Annotated in this window: 15 protein-coding genes; 3 read left to right on the forward strand and 12 right to left on the reverse strand. The window is 68.0% G+C overall.

Annotated features, from left to right (window positions below; genetic code table 11):
- Positions 1–25: 25 nt before the first annotated feature.
- Positions 26–793: a hypothetical protein gene (locus FF090_RS04355; RefSeq protein WP_138855562.1), complete on the forward strand. Its 768-nt coding sequence runs from the start codon at positions 26–28 to the stop codon at positions 791–793.
- Here the strand turns inward: FF090_RS04355 and FF090_RS04360 are convergent.
- The 10 genes from FF090_RS04360 to FF090_RS04405 all read right to left on the reverse strand — a co-directional run bounded on the left by FF090_RS04360 (position 780) and on the right by FF090_RS04405 (position 13,447).
- Entirely contained in the window at positions 780–2,189 is a 1,410-nt protein-coding gene (locus tag FF090_RS04360) for a M16 family metallopeptidase (RefSeq protein WP_246071507.1), read from the reverse strand. The two genes, FF090_RS04355 and FF090_RS04360, sit on opposite strands and share 14 nt — an antisense overlap.
- 16 nt (positions 2,190–2,205) lie before the next feature.
- Complete coding sequence (locus FF090_RS04365) at positions 2,206–3,597, reverse strand: M16 family metallopeptidase (protein WP_138855563.1); 1,392 nt, start codon at positions 3,595–3,597, stop codon at positions 2,206–2,208.
- A 9-nt stretch (positions 3,598–3,606) separates the two neighbouring features.
- Entirely contained in the window at positions 3,607–5,733 is a 2,127-nt protein-coding gene (locus FF090_RS04370; protein ID WP_138855564.1) for a prolyl oligopeptidase family serine peptidase, read from the reverse strand.
- 90 nt (positions 5,734–5,823) lie between these two features.
- Complete coding sequence (locus tag FF090_RS04375) at positions 5,824–6,483, reverse strand: MSMEG_1061 family FMN-dependent PPOX-type flavoprotein (RefSeq protein WP_138855565.1); 660 nt, start codon at positions 6,481–6,483, stop codon at positions 5,824–5,826.
- A gap of 79 nt (positions 6,484–6,562) precedes the next feature.
- Positions 6,563–7,081 carry a porin family protein gene (locus FF090_RS04380; protein WP_138855566.1) on the reverse strand — a complete coding sequence of 173 codons (519 nt, stop codon included), beginning with the start codon at positions 7,079–7,081 and terminating at the stop codon, positions 6,563–6,565.
- A gap of 172 nt (positions 7,082–7,253) precedes the next feature.
- Positions 7,254–8,507 carry an MFS transporter gene (locus FF090_RS04385; protein ID WP_175423519.1) on the reverse strand — a complete coding sequence of 418 codons (1,254 nt, stop codon included), beginning with the start codon at positions 8,505–8,507 and terminating at the stop codon, positions 7,254–7,256.
- Positions 8,508–8,584: 77 nt separating this feature from the next.
- The gene (locus FF090_RS04390) at positions 8,585–10,567 is read right to left on the reverse strand and encodes a PhoX family protein (protein ID WP_138855568.1); all 1,983 of its coding nucleotides are present in this window, start codon (positions 10,565–10,567) and stop codon (positions 8,585–8,587) included.
- Positions 10,568–10,672: 105 nt separating this feature from the next.
- Entirely contained in the window at positions 10,673–11,839 is a 1,167-nt protein-coding gene (locus FF090_RS04395) for a PQQ-dependent sugar dehydrogenase (protein ID WP_138855569.1), read from the reverse strand.
- A gap of 109 nt (positions 11,840–11,948) precedes the next feature.
- Positions 11,949–12,653 carry a DUF8198 family protein gene (locus FF090_RS04400; protein ID WP_221304962.1) on the reverse strand — a complete coding sequence of 235 codons (705 nt, stop codon included), beginning with the start codon at positions 12,651–12,653 and terminating at the stop codon, positions 11,949–11,951.
- Positions 12,654–12,667: 14 nt separating this feature from the next.
- On the reverse strand, positions 12,668–13,447 hold the full coding sequence (locus FF090_RS04405; RefSeq protein WP_138855570.1) for a substrate-binding periplasmic protein: 780 nt from the start codon (positions 13,445–13,447) through the stop codon (positions 12,668–12,670).
- Positions 13,448–13,492: 45 nt separating this feature from the next.
- On the opposite strand from FF090_RS04405, the gene FF090_RS04410 reads away from it, so the two are divergent.
- On the forward strand, positions 13,493–14,992 hold the full coding sequence (locus FF090_RS04410; RefSeq protein WP_138855571.1) for a hypothetical protein: 1,500 nt from the start codon (positions 13,493–13,495) through the stop codon (positions 14,990–14,992).
- Positions 14,993–15,058: 66 nt separating this feature from the next.
- Entirely contained in the window at positions 15,059–15,676 is a 618-nt protein-coding gene (locus FF090_RS04415; RefSeq protein WP_138855572.1) for an energy transducer TonB, read from the forward strand.
- A 3-nt stretch (positions 15,677–15,679) separates the two neighbouring features.
- Here FF090_RS04415 and FF090_RS04420 read toward each other — a convergent pair whose 3' ends face one another.
- Both FF090_RS04420 and FF090_RS04425 read right to left on the reverse strand, forming a co-directional pair.
- Entirely contained in the window at positions 15,680–16,084 is a 405-nt protein-coding gene (locus FF090_RS04420; RefSeq protein WP_138855573.1) for a VOC family protein, read from the reverse strand.
- 52 nt (positions 16,085–16,136) lie between these two features.
- Entirely contained in the window at positions 16,137–16,796 is a 660-nt protein-coding gene (locus FF090_RS04425; protein ID WP_138855574.1) for a uridine kinase family protein, read from the reverse strand.
- Between the last annotated feature and the right edge of the window lie 26 nt (positions 16,797–16,822).

The raw sequence follows: 16,822 nt of genomic DNA on the forward strand, positions 1-16,822 counted from the left end.
CGGCATCGTGTTGCGAAGACCTGCCATGACCCGACTCTGGATGCCCGCCTTGCTGCTGAGCTACGCCCTGCTGCTGCTCATGGGCCCACAGCTCATGCCCCTGATCCAAAAAGCCGTGGCCGCGAGCGGCGCGCCTGCCACGCCCCACGCCCATCCCTTTGTGGACACGCGCGCCTGGCTGGGCCTGCCCAATGCGGCCGACACCCTGAGCAATCTGCCCTTCGCGGTGCTGGGGGGCTGGCTCCTGCTGCGCCTGCGCCGGGTGTTGTTGAGCCGGGTGCAACACCGATGCCTCAGCGTGCTGGCCTGGGGCTTGTTGCTCACGGCCCTGGGCTCCGGCCTCTATCACTGGGCGCCCACGGCGCAGACCTTGGTGGCCGATCGCCTGGGCATGGCGGTGCTGTTCGCCGGCGTGCTGGGCCTGGCGGTGACGGAGCGTGGCCTCAGCGCCGCCGCACCGCAGGTGCTGGCCCTGATGTTGCCCCTGGGGGCGCTGGCGGCCGCCTTGCCGCTCTGGGGCAATGTGCTGCCCTGGGCCTTGGTTCAGTACGGCGGCGTGTTGGCCCTGGTGGGGCTGGCTCTGCGCCAGCTGCAGCCTGGGGCCTTGGGCGTGCGCTGGGCCTGGGTACTGGCCGGCTATGGACTGGCCAAGTTGTGCGAGAACCAGGACGCCGCGATCTTTGCGCTGAGCGGCGAATGGATCAGCGGCCACACGCTCAAGCACCTGGCCGCTGCGGCGGCCGTGGTGCCGGTGCTGTGGCCGCTGCGCGGCAGGGGGGTCAGGGCGTCTTGAACTCGCCGTAGGCCTTGAGCTGCTCGGCGATCTGGGCCTTGTCGCCCACCACCACCCAGCTCTGGTCCTCGGGGGCGAAGTACTTCTTGGCCACGGCCTGGATTTGTGCGGGCGACACCTGCTGGACCTTGGGCACGTACTGGCCCAGGAACTCCGGCGGCAAACCCACCAGCCAGTTGTTGGCCAGGGTCTGGGCCACGGCCGCCTGCATCTGGGTGGCCAGCAGGTAGGAGCCGGCAATGAAGCGCTTGTTCATCGCCATCTCGTCCGCCCCCACGGCTTCTTGACCTAAGCGACGGTATTCCTTGACGTACTCCTCCATCGAGGCGCCGGTGACGGCGTTGCGCACATCGGCGCCGCCGCGGATGGCGCCGCCGTCGCGGAAGGAGCGCGCGCCGGCCGAGGCGCCATAGGTGTAGCCCTTCTCCTCGCGCAGATTCATGTTGATGCGGCTGGAGAAGCTGCCGCCCAGGATGGTGCTGGCCAGGCGCAAGGCGACCTGGTCATCGGCGCTGGCGGCCTGGCCGGGGCGGCCCAGGCGCAGGGTGGCCTGCACGCTGCCCGGGCGCTCCAGCAGGATGTGCTGGGGCTTGGCCTGGGTCGGCGCGGCGGCCAGTTCAGGCAGGGCGCTGCCCTGGTTCTTCCAGTCGCCAAAGTGCGCCTGGGCCAGCTTCAAGGCCTGGTCCGCGCTGAGGCGGCCGGTGATGACCAGCAGGGCGCGGTCGGGGCGGAAGCGCTTGGCGTGCTCGCTGCGCAGCCACTCGGGGGTGACGGCCTGGATGCTGGCCTCGGTCTCTTGCGTGCGGCCATAGGGGTGGTCGCCATAGATGGCCTCATTCAGCGCCTTCTCGGCGCGGAAGCCCGGCTGGGCGCTGGCCACTTTCAGGGCCTGCAGCGCGTTGGCCTGGGCCAGCTTGACCTCGCCCTCGGGGAAGGCAGGCTGGCGGGCCACCTCGGCCAGCAGGGCCGTCATGGCCGGGGCGTGGGCGCTGAGGGCGTTGGCATACACGGTGATGCCGTCGTTGCTGGCTCCCGCGCCGACCGAGCCGCCCATGCCCTGGGCGGCCTCGGCGATGGCCTTGGAGTCGCGCTGGGCCGTGCCTTCATTCATCAGCCCGGCGAGCAGCTTGGCCGCGCCGGGGTGGCTGGCGGGGTCGGCGCCGTGGCCGGCGCCGCGCAGGGCCAGCACGAAGTCCACGCGCGGCAGGCCCTTGCGGGGCAGCACCCAGACCTGCAGGCCGTTGGCCAGGGTCTTCTTGGTGATCTGCGGGGCGGGGATGGCCTTGTCCTGACCCAGCGGGGGCAGATCGGGCGGCATCTTCATGGCTTCGGCGGCCTGGGCTTGAAAGCTCAAGCCGATGGCCAAGGCGAGCAGGGTCTTGTTCAGGGTGTTCATGGCGGTTTCCCTTGGCTTATTGCTGGGCTTGAGAAGCGGCGGCCGCCGGTGCGGCCAGCATCGCGGCGGGCTTGCGGTCGATGACCGAGCGATTGGCCACCGTCAGGTAGGTGCGGGCCACGCGTTGCACGTCCTCACTCTTGACGGCCTGAATCCAGCCCGGGATCTGGTTGACCACCTTGGCGTCGCCCCACAGGGTTTGCAGGCGAGCCAGCATGTCGGCGCGGCCCAGGAAGTTCTCCAGGCCGTTGTACCAATTGGCCAGCAGCTGGGTCTTCACGCGGGTCAGGGTGGCGTCGTCCACGCCGTCCTTGACGACCTTGGCAATCTCCTCATCCATGCCGGCCAGCAGGGCATCGGCGGTGGTGCCCGGCTTGTAGAGCGCGAACACGGTGAACAGGCTGGGGCCGTCGTATTCCCAGATGCCGGTCAGGCCGTAGAGCGAGTTCATGTTGAGCGCCAGCTCCTTGCCTTTCACGAGGCCGAGGTAGAAGCGCGAGGCGTCGCCGCCGGCCAGCAGTTCGCCCAGCACGGCGAAGGGGGCCTGGTCTTTGGAGCCGCGATCCGGCAGCTTCCAGGCGGCCGCGACGGCGGGCACCTGGGCCAGTTTGTCGCTCTGCACCAGGCGGCGCTCGGCGGTGTTCAGGCCTTCGCGGAAGTCGCTGGGCGCCGGCGTGGGGCGGGCGGCGATCTTGCTGAAGTACTTCTCGGCCAGGCGGAAGCCCTGCTCGGGGGTGACATCGCCGGCAATCGACAGCACGGCGTTGTTGGGGCCGTAGTAGTCGCGGTGGAAGGCCTTCACGTCTTCCAGATTGGCGTTCTCCAGGTCGACGAAGCTGCCGTAGCCGTCGTGATTGTTTTCCCACTTGTCGAAGGCCAGGCCGCCGATGTCGATCCACATGAAGCCGCCGTAGGGCTGGTTCTGCACATTGACGCGAATCTCTTCCTTCACCACGTCCTGCTGGTTCTTCAGCGTGGCGGGGTTGAAGTCCAGGGTGGTCATGCGGTCGGCTTCCAGCCACAGCATGGTTTCCAGGGCCGAGACCGGGGCGGTCTCGACATAGTTGGTGAAGTCCGGGCGGGTGGAACCGTTGTTGTGGCCGCCACCGCCGGTGATGACCTTGTCAAACACGCCCTTGGGAGCCTTGGGCGTGCCCTGGAACATCAGGTGCTCGAACAGGTGTGCAAAGCCGGTGCGGTTCTTGGGCTCAAGGCGCATGCCGACCTTGTAGATGACGCTCAAGCCCACCGTGGGCGAGCTGGGGTCGGGGCTGACCAGCACGGTCAGGCCATTGGCCAGCTTCTTGCTGTGCACGGGCACATCCCAGCGTTCGACGGTGGGTGCGGAGTGCGCGGCGGCAGCCAGGGCCAGGCCGCTGAGCAGCAGGGCAAAGGGTTTGGTTTTCATGGGTCGTCCTCAGTTCAGGGTCATGCCGAAACGGTGGGCAAAGAAGGCCAGCATGTCGGCGCGTTCTTCGATGATCTTGGCGGTGGGCTTGCCGGCGCCGTGGCCGGCATTGGTGTCGATGCGGATCAGCTTGGGGGCCTCACCGGTCTGCGCGGCCTGCAGCGCGGCGGCGTACTTGAAGCTGTGTGCCGGCACCACGCGGTCATCGTGGTCGCCGGTGGTGATCATCACGGCGGGGTAGTTCACGCCGCTCTTGATGTTGTGCAGCGGCGAGTAGGCGCGCAGGGCCTGGAACTGCTCGGGATGGTCGCTGGAGCCGTAGTCCGACACCCAGGCCCAGCCGATGGTGAACTTGTGGAAACGCAGCATGTCCATCACGCCCACGGCCGGCACGGCCGCGCCGAAGAGTTCGGGCCGCTGGTTGATGACGGCGCCCACCAGCAGGCCGCCGTTTGAACCCCCGTTCACGGCCAGTTTGTCGGGCCGGGTGTAGCCGGTCTTGATCAGCCACTCGGCGCTGGCGATGAAGTCATCGAAGACGTTCTGCTTTTTGAGCTGCGTGCCGGCTTCGTGCCAGGCCGCGCCGTATTCGCCGCCGCCGCGGATGCTGGCCAGCACCCACACCCCGCCCATCTGCATCCAGGTGGCGGCGCTGACGTTGTAGCTGGGGATCTGCGGCACATTGAAGCCGCCATAACCATAGAGCACCGTGGGGTTGCTGCCGTCCAGCTTCAGGCCCTTCTTGTGGGCGATGAAGATGGGCACGCGGGTGCCGTCCTTGCTGGTGACGAACTCGCGCTTGACCTCGAACTGGTCGGCGTCGAAGGCGGTTTGCGGGCGCTTGAACAGGCTGGGCTTGAGTGTGCGCAGGTCCAGCGCATAGATCTCGGTGGGGCGATTCAGGCTGGTGTAGCTGAAGAAGGTTTCACGGTCGCTCAAGGCCCCGTCAAAGCCGCTGGCCGTGCCCACCCCGGGCAGCGGGAATTCCTGCAGCGCGCGGCCGTCCAGCGCGTGCACGCGCACCTGGCTGGCGGCGTCCTTCAAATAGCTGAGCACCAGCTTGGCCCCCACGGCCGAGGCGCCGCGCAGGGCGTCAGGGCCCTCGGCCACCAGGGTCTTCCAATGCGCGGGTGCCGGGCGGCTGGGGTCGATGGCGACCAGGCGGCCGCGCGGGGCGTCCTTGTTGGTGCGCACGATCCAGCTCTGCCCCACGCGCTCGACCGGGCTGTACTCGGCGTCAAAGTCCAAGGTGATGGGTTTGGCTTGGCCGCCTGCATAGCGGCCCTTGACCAGATCCAGCACCATCAGGCCGTTCTTGTTGCCGCCCTTCCAGACCACGATGGCCACACTTTGGCCGTCGTCACTCACCACCGGGCGGAAGCCCCATTGCTTCTCCTGCGGGTTGTGCAGGACCAGCTGGTCTTCGTCCTGCGGGGTGCCCAAGCGGTGGTAGTAGAGCTTCTGGAACACATTGGCGCCGGTGAGCTTTTCGCCTTCCTTGGGCGCGTCGTAGCGCGAGTAGAAGAAGCCCTTGCCGTCCGGGGTCCAGACGGCGCTGGAGAACTTCACCCACTCAATCTGGTCGGGCAGGTCTTGGCCTGTTTGCAGATCGCGCACGCGCCAGCTCTGCCAGTCCGAACCCGCCTTGGACACGCCATAGGCCATCAGCCGGCCTTTGGGCGAGGGCGCGAAATCATTCAGGGCCACCGTGCCGTCGCTGGAGAGCTGGTTGGGGTCCAGCGCCACCTGGGGCTGATCCTTCAGGCGTCTGGCGGTGTACAGCACGGCCTGGGGCTGCAGGCCGTTGTTGTGGCGCCAGAAGTAGGCGCCGCCGGACTTCTTGGGCAGGCCGAACTTCTCGAAGTTGTAGAGCTTGGTGTAGAGCTCACGCGTGGGCAGGCGCTGTGGCATGGCGGCCAGAAAGCGATCGGTGACCGCGTTCTGTGCCTTCACCCAATCCTTGGTCTCGGCGGCGTTGTCGTCCTCCAGCCAGCGGTAGGGGTCGGCCACGGTCTGGCCGTGGTAGCTGTCACTGTGCTCCACCGTGCGCGTGGCGGGATAGCTCAAACCCTGGGCCAGGGCGGCGCCGGCGCTCGTCAACAGGGACAAGGCCAGGCAAAAGGTGTTCAGACGCATGAAGTCAAAGCCGAGGGCAAGAGTGGGCCAAAACGGGGTCGCGCATTGTGGCGGGGGGGCACCCGCGTGCGGAAAGACACCCAGGGTGAATCAGTAGAGCGTCTGGCGCTGGCGTTCCGCCAACGCGGCGTCGTAATCGGCCCCGTCAAAACCCTGGCTGAGCGCGGCCAGCACCGCGCCGGTGGAGGGCAGTTGTTGGCGCGGAATCTGGGTGGCCGCATCCCACAGCCCACTTCGCGTGGCGGCGCGGGCGCATTGGAAGAAGACCTTGCTGACGGCGATCACCAGCACGGCGCGCGGCAGCTTGTCGCCGCCCATTGCGAAGCGCTGACACAGATCGGGATGGGCGCTGATGCGGGCGCGACCCTGCACGCGGATGGCCTCACCCACACCGGGAATCAAGAACAGCAGGCCGATGCGCGGATCCGCCACCAGATTGCGCAAGCTGTCTATGCGGTTGTTGCCGCGTCGATCCGGCAGCAGCAAGGTGCGGCCGCCGTCCACCACCTCGACCAACTTGGCGGCCCCGCGGTCGCCACGCGGAGACAGGTCCAGTCCATCGGTCAGTCCGTTGTGCGTGGCCAGCACGCACCAGGGGGCCGCCTCGATGAAGGGCCGGTAAAGCGGGTGGACGTGGTCGCACTCCTTGTCCAAGGTGGCCGCAGCTTGAGGACGGCGCGGTTCGGGATAGATGGCGCGCAGCGCCTCCAGAGAGCACAGATCGTGCTGGGTGTCTTGCCAGGGACTCATGGTGGGCATTGTGAACAGCCCAAGAAAAAGCCCCGCAGAGGCGGGGCTACTTCGGTTCAAAGGGGCGAGCCCGTTTGACTTAGAAGCTGTAGGTCATGCCCAGGTTGAACTGGGTGATCTTGAAGGTGTAGCCGTCAATCTTGTTTTTGCCCAGGTTGACGAACTCGCCGCGCACGCCGAAGTGCTTGTTGATGTGGAACTCGCCGCCCAGGCCGATCAGGGCCTTGCTCTTGTGTTCCGAATACGTCGTCGAGCCTTCGCGCACATCCAGCGAGTTGCGGGCGAACCCCACGCGGCCAAACAGCGTGAAGCTGTCCGCCACCTTGGCACCGGCGATCACGCTGGCGCTGATGGAGTGGGCGCCGCAGTCATCGGCCACGCAATCAAAGGTGCCCATGCGACGGAAGGTGCCTTCAAAGGCCACGTTCTCGTTCAGGCGGTAGCCGCCGAAGAAGCCCACGCCGGTCTTGCTCACCGAGTCACCAGACACCTCGAACTTGGTGCGGCTGATGTCGCCACCCACATACCAGCCGTTATCGGCGGCCATGGCGGTAGAGCCCAGCAGGGCCAGAGCGATGGCGCTCAGAGTCGTTTTCATGATCAATCGTCTTTCTTGTTGATTAGGGTTCACCCTCCCTTTTGAGGGCGGCGGGATGCTAACGACGTCATCGCGTTCTTCCTGCGCCGCAACCTGATTCGTTGGTAAAAAACCTCAATTTGGCGGCCAACTGGCCCCCTGTCAGAGTGGCGCCCGGCCGGCCAAGGCTGAATCAGTGAGGGCGTCTTGCCTGCTCGTGTTCTTTGTCACCGGCCGAGAGCCAGAGTGCTGCAGCGCAGGCCGCGCCCAGCACGCTGGCCACGCCAAAGAACAGCATCATGGGCTCATAGCCGGCCGGATTCTGGGGGCCGGCGGCTGCGCGGTCGTTGAGCCAGCCCGCCACCAGATTGGCGCCGCTGATGCCGGCGTTCTGCGCCACCCACATCAGGCCGATGGCGGTGCCGAAGCGCTCTGGGCCGACGAGTTTGCTGGTCAGCGGCCACATCACCGCCGGCACCAAGGAGTAGCTGATGCCGATCAGCACCGTGGAGATCCACAGACTCCAATGTGTCAGGGCCAACACCGCCAGAGCCAGCGGCAGCAGCAGCGCTCCAAAAGCCAGGAAGGGGGCGTAGCGGCGCAGGCGGTCGCACAGCCAGCCGAAGGCCGGGGTGGCGAACACGGCGGCCAGATAGACATAGCCATTCATGGCGCCGGCGGCGGCCAGGTCCAGGCCGTGCACGTGCTGGAAATACTTGATCGAGAAAGTGCTGCGGAAGGCCAGGATGACCGAATACCAAAGGACGCACAGGGCCAGCAGATACCAGTAAGCGCGGCCGAAGTGCAGCAGGTCGCGCCACTCAAAGCGTTCGGCGCTCGGGGCCGGGGCGCCCGGCGCCGGATGGCGGCGCGCAATGCCGGCGTAGACCAGAGCGGCGGCAAAGGCGGTGGCGGCACTGGCTGCGGCAATCATCAATGGCGGCTGCCAATTCTGGTAAGCCGAGGCGAACCAGGTCGGCGACATGTCGGCCGAGAACGAGCCCAGGCGCCCGATGGCCAGGGTCAGGCCCATGGCGAAGGCCACCTGGGCGCCAGCGAAGTACTGCGCCACGGCGGCCATGGTGGCGATGCCAAAGGTCTCGGCGCCGATGCCGAACAGCAGCCGGCCTGCGGCCATGACTTCAAAGCTGGGGCTGAAGGCGGTGAGCAGTGCACCGAGCAGGCAGACGCCGGCGGTTAGCACCGTCATCCGCGCGGCACCAAAGCGGTCCACCAGGATGCCGCCCACCAGGATCAGCACCACATTGGGCAGGCTGTAGATGGCGTTGAGCAGGCCGACCTGGGTGTCGCTGAAGCCGCGCTGCTGCTGCAGCAGATCGGCCACCGGGCCGATCGAGTCGTAGACGTAGTAATTGCCGAACTGGGCAGCGGCCACCAGGGCGCAGACCAGCCAAGCGATGGTGGTGTTGGAACGGGTCGAGGTCACGAATTGAAGCTCCCAAATCTCGCAGCGCGCCCGGGGCGCGAACCGGGCGCATTGTGGGTCTTGGGTTGAACGCCGGATCAGGTGCCGATCAGTCCGCCGTCCTGCTTGCGAATCACCACCGTGGCCGAGCGCGGGCGGCCGCCGGCCGGGCTGGGCCAGCTGGAAAAGGCCATGGGGTGGGCGGGATCGCTGAGGTCGCCCGGGGTCTCGCCAGGGTGCTGGATGTTGACGAACATCGTGCGCCCGTCGGGCGTGATGTCGCAGCCGGTGATCTCGGCGCCCACCGGGCCAACCAGGAAGCGCCGCACCTCGCCGGTGCCGGGGTCGGCGGCCAGCATCATGTTGTTGCCCAGCTTCACCAGTTCTTTGGGACCCAGGGCGCCCGCGCTCGGGTCCTTCTTCAGGAACTCGACGCCCGGTCCCATGTCGGCGCTGCTCATGTCGGTCTGGATCCACAGCACGCCGCGTGCGTCAGCAAACAGACCATCGGGACAGGCAAAGGCATCGCCCTTCATCTGGCCGCGGGCCTCGGTACGCTCGGCCTGGGGGTCGCCGGCCAGCACGAAGTGCGACCAGCTGAAGCGTTCTGCATGGAAGTCACCTTCTTCCTTCCAGCGGATGATGTGGCCGCCCACATTGTTGGCGCGCGGGTTGGCGGCATCCACGCCCGGACGCCCCGGGGCGCCGCGCTGGCTGTTGTTGGTCAGCGTGCAATAGACGTGGCCCTGCGGGTCAACGGCAATCCACTCGGGTCGGTCCATCTTGGTGGCGCCCAGCAGATCACTGGCCTGGCGGGTCTTGATCAGAACCTCACCCTGGTCGGCAAAGCCGTTGGCCGCGGTCAGCGGGCCTTGGCCATGCACCAGCGGCAGCCAGCGGCCGCGGCCGTCGGCGTCAAAGCGTGCCACGTAGAGGGTGCCGTGGTCCAGCAACTCGGCATTGGCCTTGGGGCCGCCGGGCTGCATGGCGTCGCGGCTGACGAATTTGTAGATGTACTCGAAGCGGGCGTCCTCGCCCGAATACACCACGGCGCGACCATCCTTGCAAAGCGCCACGGTGGCACCTTCGTGCGCGGCACGTCCCATGGCCGTGCGCTTGACGGGGGCGGCCTGCGGGTCGCTGGGGTCGAGCTCGACGATCCAGCCAAAGCGATGCGGCTCGTTGGGGTGGGCGGCGGCGTCGAAGCGTTCGTCGTGCTCAACCCAGCGGTAGCCCCATTGCTCGCCGGCGCGCAGGCCCCAGCGCTGCTCATGGGCATTCGGCCGGTTGGGGCCGCGGAAGTAGCCGATGAAGTTCTCTTCACCGGACAGAAAGCTGCCCCAGGGCGTGCGGCTGGCGGCGCAGTTGCTCAGGGTGCCCAGCACGCGGCGTCCGCTGGGGTCGTGGGCGGTGCGCATCAATGGGTGTCCGGCCGCCGGGCCGTTCACCTGGCAGGGTGTGTTGGCCGTGACGCGGCGGGCGAAGCGCGAGGGACGCACCACGGCCCACTGACTCTCTGCGTTTTGCTCGATTTCGATCACGGAGAAGCCATGCGCGGCTTGGCTCTTGGCCACCTTCTCTGGCGTCCAGTCCTTGCCGCCATCGCTGAACAGCAGGCCATGGTCGGCGTACTCGTGGTTCATGCACAGCAGGCCACGGCGTGAGCCATCGAGCGGGAAGTAGGCCATGCCATCGTGGTGCATGCCCATCTGCACGGCTTGGTCGGCGGCGCTGTTGCTGGCGTCGGGCTTGAAGGCCGGTTGCGCGCCAGCCACGCCGATGGGGTCACCCCAGGGGGCGATGACCTGGGTCAGATAGCCCTCGGGCACGCGCACCGCATCGACTTCGCCCAAGGCAACACTTTTGAAGCCCAGCAAGGGGGCACGAACGCCGGTGCTCGCGCAGCCGCTCAGCAGCGCCGTGAGGGCGCCACCTTGCACCGCCAAGGGACTGAGCAGACCCGCCACCGCGCTGGCCAGGCCGCCGCGCAGCAGCTGCCGGCGCGCGGTGGGGCTCACCGAATGAATGTCGGTGTTGTCCGAGCCATTGCTGGCCTCCATCGTGCTGAAGTCTTTGGCCATGGGGTGATGGGTCGACAAAAAAAGGGCGGATCTTGGGGCTTGGCTGTGAAGAGAGTGTGACAGCCGCGACGTGGCCTCGCTTCGTGTGAACAGGCCCTAGTGCTCTTAGCGCCCCCAGCGCAACAGCTTCCCGCTGTCCGTCAGCACCCACACCGCCCCATCGGCCGCGATGTCCACATCGCGCACCCGCTCCCCCGTGAACACCGTGCTGCGCGCCGTCACCTGGTTGCCGTTCAACTCCAGCCGCCACAGCGCCTGGCCGGCCAGGGCACCCATCAGCAGGTGGCCGCGCCACTCGGGGAACATGGCGCCCTCGTAAAACACCAGATTGCTGGGCGCGATCGAGGTCGGTACCCAGTAGCTCAGCGGTTCCTCGTAGAGCGGCGCATGCACGCCGCCGCCGATGCGGCAGGCCTCACCCACCGGATCGCCGTAGTTGCAGCCATAGCTTTTGAGCGGCCAGCCGTAGTTGCGTCCGGCGCGCGCGATGTTGACTTCATCGCCACCCTGCGGGCCGTGCTCGCTGACCCAGAGCTCGCCCGTCCCCGGGCGCAGGGCCGCACCCTGCGGATTGCGGTGGCCGATGCTCCACAAGCCTGGGGCGCCGCCGGCAAACACGGGGTTGCCTGTGGGCAGGCTGCCGTCGCGCTGGATGCGCACGACCTTGCCCAGATGGCTGGCCACATCCTGCGCCGGGCTGCCCTGTTGGCGCTCGCCCAGGGTGATGAAGAGGGTCTTGTCGCGGCCAAACACCAGACGCGAGCCAAAGTGGCCGCTGCCTGTGATCTTGGGCGCCTGGCGGAACAGCACGGTGGCGGCGCCCAGGCGGTCGTTCTCCAGCCGGGCCCGGGCCACCGCCGTGCCACTCAGGCTGCCCTGGGCCTCGCTATAGCTCCAGTACACATAGGGCTGGCCGGCGTTGAAGTCGGGGTCCACCGCCACATCCAGCAGGCCGCCCTGGCCAGCGGATTGCACGGCGGGCAGACCGCTGAGTTCGCTGCGGGTGCGCGCGTCGGCACTGAGGAGCCACAGCCGTCCGCCCCGTTCGGTCAGCAGCCAGCGCCCATCGGGTAAGCGGGCCAGGGCCCAGGGGGATTGCAGATCACTGCGCAGGGTGCTGAGTTGGGCTGGGTCAGGGGCTGGAGCCGGAGCGGGGGCCGGCGCCGGAGCGGGGGCCGGCGCCGGGGGAGGAGGTGCGGCGGCATCGCCACCGCCCCCGCAGGCGCTCAGAAGCAAGAGACCGATCGACAGGGGCAGTGCAGGCTTGTTCATCGCCCCACTCTAGAAGGGGCGGGTCGCGGCATGGGTAAGCAATTACTGCGCGGCGCTCTCCCGTCAATCGGCGCGTGCTGCGCTGGATCGTGCTGTCGCAAAGACCGATTTAGGTCGTCATCAATTGCGACAAATGCGCCTCGGGGTCGCCGGCAAAGAGGCGCGCGGCCCAGTCCTGTTCGCGCTGCTGCACCGTCCCCAGGAACTCAGAGGCCCCTTGCATGCCGCGAAAGGTGTCGAAGCCGCATTCCAAAAAGCGCTGCAGATCGGCCAGGCCGGCGGCGCTGGCCGGGCCGCGCATCATGCGCAGGGCGTGGCGCAGCAGGGGTTTGCGGGTGTAGAGGTCCAGGGCCTGGCCCACGCCCAGGGTCAGATCGATCTGGCGGGCGCGCGCCTCGGGCTGGCCGCAGGCCTGCCAGGCCTGCACATAGTGGGCTGCGGTGCTGGCGTCAAAGTGGCGCGCCATCTGGGTGTCCAGGGCTTCCGAGAGCGCATGCAGGCGCGCCAGCTGCAGCACGGTGCCCACCACCTCGGCCGGGAACAGGCGCACCAGCGGCCGCACGATGCGTTTGAACTGGGCGTCGCGGCGGCTGAAGTCGGTGGGTCCGTACAGCTCATCCAGAAAGAAACAGGCGGCGCCGGCATAGCGCGGGTGCGCCAGCAGATCGGCGTAGCCCAGCCGAAAGCGCTGCTGCTGGAATTGCTTCAGGGCCAGCACCCGCTGCTTCAGTGCAGCGTCGGCCTCGCGCAGCGCGCGCTCGGCCTCCACGCGCGCCAGGCAGTCCAGGATCTCTTCGCCTTCCTTGCCCACCATCGAAACGAATCCTCTTACTTGAACTGTTCAACCAGGCGGCGGTAGTCGGCGGACTCTCGAACCTGGGCAATCGTGGACCAGATCAGCTGGGCCTGATCCGGCCGCCTGGCGTAATAGGCCTTGGAGAAGACCAGGAAGTAGGGCTTCTCCACCAAGGGGGGCTGCACCCGCTCGATCGCCGCCGCGAACTCGGGGTTTTGCTGCAATTGGGCGTCGCCTTCCTGGGTCTGCAAGGCCACTGCCACCACCCAGCCGTTCAGTAGCTTTTGCAGATTGCCGTCGGTCTTGCGGTTGCCCTCATCCACCGTGGCGCCAAGCTGGCGCAACTGGGCGGCCACCGAGAAGCCGGTCTGCGCCCCCACGGGCCCGTTCACCTTCAGGGCGCGGCCATCCCACTGCACGGCACTGCCTTTGCGGCGAAACAGGCTGTAGCTCTCGGTGAGCAGGCGCTTGTCCAGGTCTGGCTGGGCGCCCAACATGGGGTAGGTCACGCCATCGGCCGCACGCTCGGCGCTGTAGCTGGCCTTATAGGCCGCATCGACCTGGCCGCTGACCAGCTCGAGCAGGCAGCGCTTCCAGGGCTTGGGTTCAATTCGAAACAGTCCGTTGACGCGCAATTCGACGCGCCGCATCAGCAGCACGGCCAGGCCGGGGCGGTCATTGAAGTGCCAGGGGTAGGACTCGTCGTCGCCGGTGCAGACTCGCAGCTCCAGGGGCTCGGTGTTCTCGGCCGCACCCAGTGGCAGGGCGGTGGCAAACAGCAGGGCGGCACACAGGCGGCTGGCGACGTTCATGGCGACTCCCCTTGGTCATGGGCCGGATCATCGCTGAAGGCTACAGTGCCGCCCCTTCTCGATGCCTTGGGAACCGCCGTGCGCTTGCTGCCCTGTCTTTCGCTCGTCTTGTTTTGCCTGCCCGCCGCCGCCAACGATGGCCGCAACCGCTACGAGCAGGGCCTGGCCGCCGAGCTGGTGCACTGGCACGCCCCCGTCTCGGCCCAGGGCGGCTACCGTGTGCTGGCCGAAGACATGGCGGGTGGCGCCGATGGTGATCCGGCCTATCGCTGGGTCAACCGTCACGCGCTGGCGCTGACGCGATGGGCCAGCCATCGCACCGTGCAGCAGCTCGGCTTGGCGCCCTTGCCCTATCCGGTGTTTGATTTGGCCTCGGAGAACGCCGACACGCCGCTGCAGATCACCGACCAGGGTGCGCGCGGCCGGCACCCGGGGGGCTCGCACGACGGTGGATACAACCTCGACCTGGGCTATTACATGACCAGCGAGCAGGGCAAGCTGGAGCGCCCCGATTACGCCGCCTGCACCGAGCACCATCGCCCCAAGGCCGATGGCGGGTGGGAGGACGCCCATCAGTGCACCGGCCCGGCCGACCGCCTGGATACGCCGCGCCAGACCCTCTTCCTGCTGGAGTTGCTGCGCGTGCATCGCGAGCGCTTTGGTTCGCAGCTGATCGAGGCCATCGGCATCGACGCCCAGGTGCGCGCGGCGGTGCTGGCCCAGGCGCGAGCTTGGGGCTTGCGCCGGCAACACGGCAGCAGCGCCGCGGCGGTGGCCGAGCTGGACCGCCTGTTCGCCTCCAGTCCCTACGAGGGCTGGGCCACCTCGCACCACCACCACATCCATCTGCGTCTGCGTCCGTTGGATCCCAGCGGGCCGCATCGCGAGGCCCTGCGCGCGTTGCTGGAGCAGGACCGCGACCTCGAAGCCCGCCTGCTGGCCGCGCCGGACGCCGAGGCCGGCGGCGCCCAGGCCGGCTGTGCCTTGCTCACCGAGCTGAGTTCCTATGCGCTGAACCGCACCGTCAGCCTGCGCCTGCACGGCGCGGCCTGCAAGCTGCAGAGCGGCTCGCTGCGCTTTCGCTGGGCCGGTGGCGACTGGCAAGCCCCACGCGACCCCTTGCAGCCGCGTTTCCACGCCCTGCCAGCGGCGGCCGGCGCCAGCTCCTCGACTGCGCTGGCCGAGGCCGCTTTCACCCTCGCTGACGGCCGAATCGTGCAGCTGCGTCGCAACGTGGCCTTGCCGGCGCAACCCGGCTGGCTGCGCGTGCGGGCCGAGCCGCGCGACTTCGTGGCCCAGGTTCAGCCGGACGGCGAGGCGCGGCTGCTGCGGGTGGACTTTCCGCCCGCGCACCGCGTGTTGATCGACAAGCTCGAATTGGTGCTGCGCCGCGCGGGTTCGGCCACGCTGGAGCGCCTGCCCATCCATCCGGCCCAGCCGCAGTTGCGCCTGCCCGAGGGGGAGGGGCAGGCGCGCATCGAGTTGCTCGAAGTGGAGGTCGGCCTGTCGCGCCGGATTCGCTGGCGTCTGCCCGTGGGTTTCTGATTCCCTGTCATCGCGCTTCAACACGCGGCCGCTAGGCTGCCGCCCTTTTCAAGACCTGTTCGAGTCATGTGGACCGTCCTGCGCTGCGCTGCGCTCCTCACCTTTCTAGGCCTATCGACCGCCCACGCTCAGTCGGAGGCACCGTCCCCCCTGAGCGACGCTGAGCGGGTGCGCCGCGATGCCAGCAAGGTATTCAGCTTCATCAAGCAGCAGGCCGCGAAGCGTGTCGAGCCCACGCGAGTCGCCGAGCCGCGCACGGCCAGCGCGCCGGCTGAGGCGCCGGTGCAGCGCAAGACATTGAAGGCGGGCGTGTCGCAACAGCTCCGCTTGGCGGCCGACGAGGCCGAGGGCCTTGAGGCGCCAGCCGCGGCAGCGGAGCTGAGCGGTGGCTTGGCCACGGCCCCGCAGGCTTTGGCCATCGAGGCGGAGGCCGCCGAGCCGCGCTTGATTGAGTTCGTGCAGCCCGAGCTCTCACCCGCCTTGCAGGCCAGCCTGGGCGGCCGTGCGCCGCGCGTGGTGCTGACGCTGCTGATCCAGCCCAGCGGCAAGGTGGAGTTGGCGCGCGCCGAGGGCGGTGTGCCGCGCCGCATTGCCCAGGTGGCCGAGCGGGCTGCGCAGCAATGGCGTTTCGAGCCCGGCTCGGGACAACGCGAGGTTCAGGTTGAAGTGCTGTTCCAGCTGTGATGCTCAGTCCAACTCAGCGCGTGCGGCCGGCTCAAAACAGGTGATCTCGAAGGAGTTGCCGTCCGGGTCGTTGAAGTAAAAGGACAGCGACTCCCCGTGGTCGGAGAGCTTGGGCATGCGGCCCAGCAAGGCGCCCAAGTGGCGCCGCCAGGCGCTGAAGCCCGCGGCGTCCACCCGCAGCGCCACCGTGGACAGTCGGCCCGCGCCGGGGCGTTCAAACAGGGCCAGATGCAGCACACCGGCCGGGTCGCTGAGTGTCAGCGGGCCGCCGGGCGCTTCGGCCCAGTGGGCCAGCTCTTGCACGATCTGCAGGCCCAGGGCCTGGGCATACCAGGCGGTGGCGGCGGCGCGGTTCTGCACATGCACGTGCAGGTGGTCGATGGCTTGGAAGCGGGGCAGGGCGGTCATTCAGCGGTCCAGATGGCAAAAGGGACCGCGACGATGCAAGTTCAAGTGCGCTTCAAGTCAAGCCTGTTGCCACTGTCAGTAGGCGATAGCCATAGTCGCGGTCGACCTGGGCGACAAGATCGGCATGGCGCTGCAGCGGCCGCACATGCAGGCCGTAGTCGGCCAATTCGGCGGGGATGCGGCGGACGGCCTCGGCGGCGTCCATCCCGCGCTTGCCTTGGTTGGCCTGGGCGCGCAGTTGGGCCAGCTCCGCATCGTCACCATCGAGGAAGAGACTGAGCGTGAGGTGCGGGCGCAGCGCGGCCGCGAGCGCATGGATGCCTTCGATGACGATCAGCTCTGCCGGCTCGATGCGGCGCGCTTCATCGAGCTGCCGGCCGAGGCGATTGCAGTAGGGGCGTACGTCCACGCCCAAGCCTTGGCGCAGCTGCGCCACCGTTTGCGCCAGCCCCGCTTCGTCCAGACTGCGCGGGTCGTAGCCGCTGAGCCCCAGGGCTTGGCGCTGTGGGCGCGGCAGCAAAAAGGAATCGGTGGAAAAGCCGTCTGCGTGCCAGCCGCGCTGGCGCAGCGCCTCGATCAAGCCGGCGGCCAAGGTGGTCTTGCCGGTGTCGGCCCAGCCGCACAGGGCCAGCACTTGGGGGCCTGAAGTGCGGGGTGCCGGCAAGGCACGGATCAGGTGATCGATCAGGCCCTGTGTATTTTGCGGATTCATCTCAGCATGCGCGTGCCAAAAGGGGC

Source organism: Inhella inkyongensis, assembly GCF_005952805.1.
GTDB lineage: Bacteria > Pseudomonadota > Gammaproteobacteria > Burkholderiales > Burkholderiaceae_C > Inhella > Inhella inkyongensis.